At 42.3% G+C, this 3,883-nt stretch carries 6 protein-coding genes; all 6 read left to right on the top strand.

What is annotated here, in order from left to right; genetic code table 11:
• Positions 1-516, top strand: a 516-nt coding sequence (locus MUP17_08505) for a DUF4910 domain-containing protein (GenBank protein ID MCJ7459017.1), incomplete at its 5' end; no start/stop codon positions are given.
• Positions 509-934 (top strand): helix-hairpin-helix domain-containing protein, encoded by a 426-nt coding sequence (locus tag MUP17_08510; GenBank protein ID MCJ7459018.1) that lies wholly within the window; start codon positions 509-511, stop codon positions 932-934. The genes MUP17_08505 and MUP17_08510, both read left to right, overlap by 8 nt.
• A 16-nt stretch (positions 935-950) precedes the next feature.
• A complete protein-coding gene (rsmD, locus tag MUP17_08515) occupies positions 951-1,493 on the top strand; it encodes a 16S rRNA (guanine(966)-N(2))-methyltransferase RsmD (protein ID MCJ7459019.1) in 543 nt (180 codons plus the stop codon).
• A 14-nt stretch (positions 1,494-1,507) separates the two neighbouring features.
• Positions 1,508-1,993, top strand: coding sequence for a pantetheine-phosphate adenylyltransferase (gene coaD / locus MUP17_08520; protein MCJ7459020.1), 486 nt, complete (start codon positions 1,508-1,510; stop codon positions 1,991-1,993).
• A gap of 269 nt (positions 1,994-2,262) precedes the next feature.
• A complete protein-coding gene (locus tag MUP17_08525) occupies positions 2,263-3,237 on the top strand; it encodes a polyprenyl synthetase family protein (GenBank protein ID MCJ7459021.1) in 975 nt (324 codons plus the stop codon).
• Between the two features lie 86 nt (positions 3,238-3,323).
• The coding region (locus MUP17_08530) for a VWA domain-containing protein (protein MCJ7459022.1) at positions 3,324-3,883 on the top strand (560 nt) is incomplete at its 3' end.

Genomic DNA, 3,883 nt, shown 5'->3' on the forward strand with positions numbered 1-3,883 from the left:
ATCTTAGGAGCAAATGACGGTGCCTCTGGAGTTGCAGTCCTTATGGAATTAGCCCCTATACTGTCTAAGAAAAAGCCCAGATATGGAGTTGACCTGGTCTTTTTTGATGCTGAGGATCTGGGCTCAGATGACCACCCGGAAAGGTGGTGCGTGGGTTCGAATTATTTCTCGCGGAATTTAGGAGGGTATAAGGCTATTTTTGGGATTTTGCTGGATATGGTTGGGGATAAAAATTTGCAGATTTACAAAGAAGGTTATTCCAACCAGTATGCCAAAGAAGTGGTTGACCTGGTCTGGACAAAAGCTGAGAAACTCTCGATTTCGAATTTCAAACCGGAAGTAAAATACAACTTAGTAGATGATCATATTTCCCTGATTAAAGCCGGCATTCCCTGCATTGACATTATCGACTTCGATTATCCCTACTGGCATACCTTAGGGGATACTCCTGACAAGTGCAGTCCGGAAAGCCTGGAAAAGGTGGGGAAAGTACTCCTTAAAGTCTTATATGACTGAAAAGAGAATCGATTTTTTCAGTTTCACGCCCCAGGAAGCAAAAGCCATAATCTTTCTAATAGTAATTCTTTTAATTGGCAGTGGAGTTACTCTTTATAAAAAATATCATCCGGATTTTGCCCCGGAGCTTTTACTTAAAGAAAATCGAAAGACAGAGAAAAAGGTTTTAGAACCAGCAAAAAGCTCAAATGTCCCTGAAAATATAAGTTTAAAAATCACTGATAAGAAGATCAACCTCAATACTGCTACCCTGCAAGAGCTTGACTCGTTACCTGGAATAGGGGAGGAATTGGGCAAAAGGATTTTGACTTATAGGGAAAGTAAGGGCAATTTCTCTTCAATCGAGGAGCTTAAGAAAATAAAAGGCATTGGGCAGAAGACTTTTGAGAAGTTAAAAAATCTGGTAACCATAGAATAAGGTATGAGGAAGGGACTTGAGGATCATCTCGGGTGAGAAAAAAGGGACCAGGCTTTTCTCCTTGAAAAAAAGGAAGATCAGGCCTACTTCGGATAAAGTCAAAGGGGCTATTTTTAATATCCTCTCATCAGTGGAAGACAAAAAGGTCTTAGACCTTTTTGCAGGAAGCGGTGCTTTAGGAATTGAGGCTCTATCCAGGGGAGCACAAGAGGTGGTTTTCGTGGATAATTCTTTTTCCAGTCTGGGCCTTATCCGGAAAAATCTGGAGAAGCTTGGATTCAGGGTGAAAGGCAGGCTCATAAAAAAAAACGTTCTCAGATTTCTTAAATGTGAAACTGAAGGAAAGTTCGATCTCATCCTGGCTGATCCTCCTTATGGAAAAGGGTTCTGTCAGAAAGTCTTAGAAATTTTGTCAGAGAAAGAAATTCTGAACCCAGACGGAGTTTTAGTTTTCGAGCATCATAAAAAGGAAAAAATAGAAAAATTAGTAAATTTCCTATTATTACAGGAAAGAAAATACGGGGATACTCTGGTATCCTTTTTTAGGAAAATTTCCTAAGAGAAGGAGTTTTTATGAAAAAGGCTATCTATGCCGGAACTTTTGATCCGATCACTAACGGGCACCTGGATTTAATTCAGAGAGCAGCGGAATTATTCGACGAGATAATCGTGGCTGTTTCCTCCAGGCCTAACAAGGCTACACTTTTTTCAGCCGGCGACAGGCTGAAAATGGTACAGGAAAGCATCCGGGGTCTAAAAAGGGTTAAGGCGAAGCTTTTTTCCGGGCTTCTGGCTGATCTCGTCTCCAAAACCAGTGCGGTGGCAATAATCCGGGGTTTGAGGGCAGTGTCCGATTTCGAGTATGAATTTCAGATGGCGCTAATGAACCGCAAATTAGCCCCTGGAACAGAGACCGTATTTTTGATGCCCAGCGAGAAGTACACTTACCTAAGCTCCACTTTGATAAAGGAGATCGCCCGCAACAAAGGAGAGATAAGCCGCTTCGTGCCGGAGATTGTAGCTAAGAAGTTGAAAAAGAAATTTGGGGTAAAAAAGTAGCCGGTTTCTGGAGTATAATACCTCAAGGTCTTGAGACTTTAGCTTTATCTGGTAAACCTGTCCGAGAAGCGGATCCGTAGGGAAGGTTTACACCCCAGCCACTCCACCAAAAATTAAAAGACAGTTTTACTTTTCGTTTGACAATCTGAAAAAGGGATGGTATTATATTTTGATTGGAAGGAAATTCAGATTGTAATTGGAGATAATTTTGGCACCTTCCTTTGCTGTCGGGTCCAGAACCTGACAGAACAATCCGATTTAGGAAAAAAATGGATCTTGATTCGATTCTTTCGCCGGTAAAATCAGACTTAGATAAGGTAGAACAGAGGTTAGAGGAATACCTTTGTTCTGATTCTCCTTTAATCTATCAGGTGGCTCAGTATCTGCTGGAGAGAAAAGGTAAAAGGCTCCGTCCGGCTTTAGTCCTTTTAAGCTTCGGGGAAAGCGGCAACTCAGGCAAGGACCAAGCCCTGGATGCGGCTGTAGCAGTTGAGCTTATTCATACCGCTACTTTATTACATGATGATGTAATAGATCAGTCCGCGACCCGCAGGGGAAAAACCTCTATAAATTATCGCTGGAGCAACCTGGTCTCGGTCCTGATGGGCGATTATCTTTTAGCCAAGGCTTTTAAGATTCTGGTCCAGACGAAAATCACTCCCCTGCTTAATGCGATTTCGAGAGCGACTGAAAGGGTCAGCATAGGAGAGCTTCTGCAGATCCAGGAACGGGGGAACCATAACCTGTCAGAGCAGATATATCTCAGGATAATTTCCGATAAGACTGCCTCCCTGTTCTCTGTTGCCTGCCAGTCCGGGGCAATTGCCAGAGGGGAGGAGGAGGAGGTTCAAAAGATCTATCAGAGATACGGCGAGGATTTCGGTACTTCTTTTCAGATAATCGACGACCTTTTAGATTTAATCGGAGAGAAGGAGAAAACCGGGAAGGAGTTAGGAAATGACCTACAGGAGGGTAAGATCACCCTTCCATTGATCCATGCTTTAGCCAGGTCTGAAGATGGGACGCGGGAGAAGGTTCTGAAACTGTTTGAAGAAGGCTATAGACCGGAAAATTTTTCCGAGATAAGAGCTTTTGTGGAGAAGGAAGGAGGAGTAGAGTACAGCCGCAGGAGAGCATCTGACTTTGGCAGATCTGCCCTGGAGGTTATCTCAGGATTAAAGACTTCAGAATATAAAGATTCCCTGACGCAATTAGTGGATTTCATCCTGACCCGGGAAAAATAGATTTTTGCTCAAAGATTCTATAAGCAGCCACTGCAGATTTTAAAGACAGTGGTTTTTTTATCCTTTAAACAGAAGGAAAGTCGCCCTTGAAACTGTGGATAGATTTTCAATCGCACAATCTGATTCTGCTTCTCCTCATCTTCATTTCTACCTTTATCATAGCTTTTCTTTCCTATCGTTTTACCTTACCTCCTCTATCAATTAAGAAGAGAGTTTTTCTTTTAGTCTTGAGATGGCTGGCTTTATTCTGTCTTTTTTTAGCCCTGTCCGAGCCTTTGCTGGGAATAGCCAGAAAATCTCTGGAAAAGCCAAAAATCGCCCTGCTCCTGGATTCCTCCAAAAGCATGAATATCAAAAATAACTCTCTTTCCAGGAAAGAAGTGCTACAGGGACTTTTAGGAGAGAAAAGTTTTAAAGACCTTCTATCTAAAACCGAAGTCTATTCTTATCTTTTTTCAGATAGTTTGGTTCCTTTTGACCTCACCAGACAAATCCCTCCTTTTACCGGTGAGGCTACCGCAATCGGCAATAGTCTGGAAAAGCTCAAAGAAAACTTGAAAGACAAAGAACTTTCCGCAGTCATCCTGTTAAGTGATGGAGCTAACAACTCAGGAGCAGACCCGTTAGCCATTTCAAAAAATTATAA

This window comes from Candidatus Zixiibacteriota bacterium (genome assembly GCA_022865345.1).
Taxonomy (GTDB): Bacteria; Zixibacteria; MSB-5A5; order MSB-5A5; family RBG-16-43-9; genus RBG-16-43-9.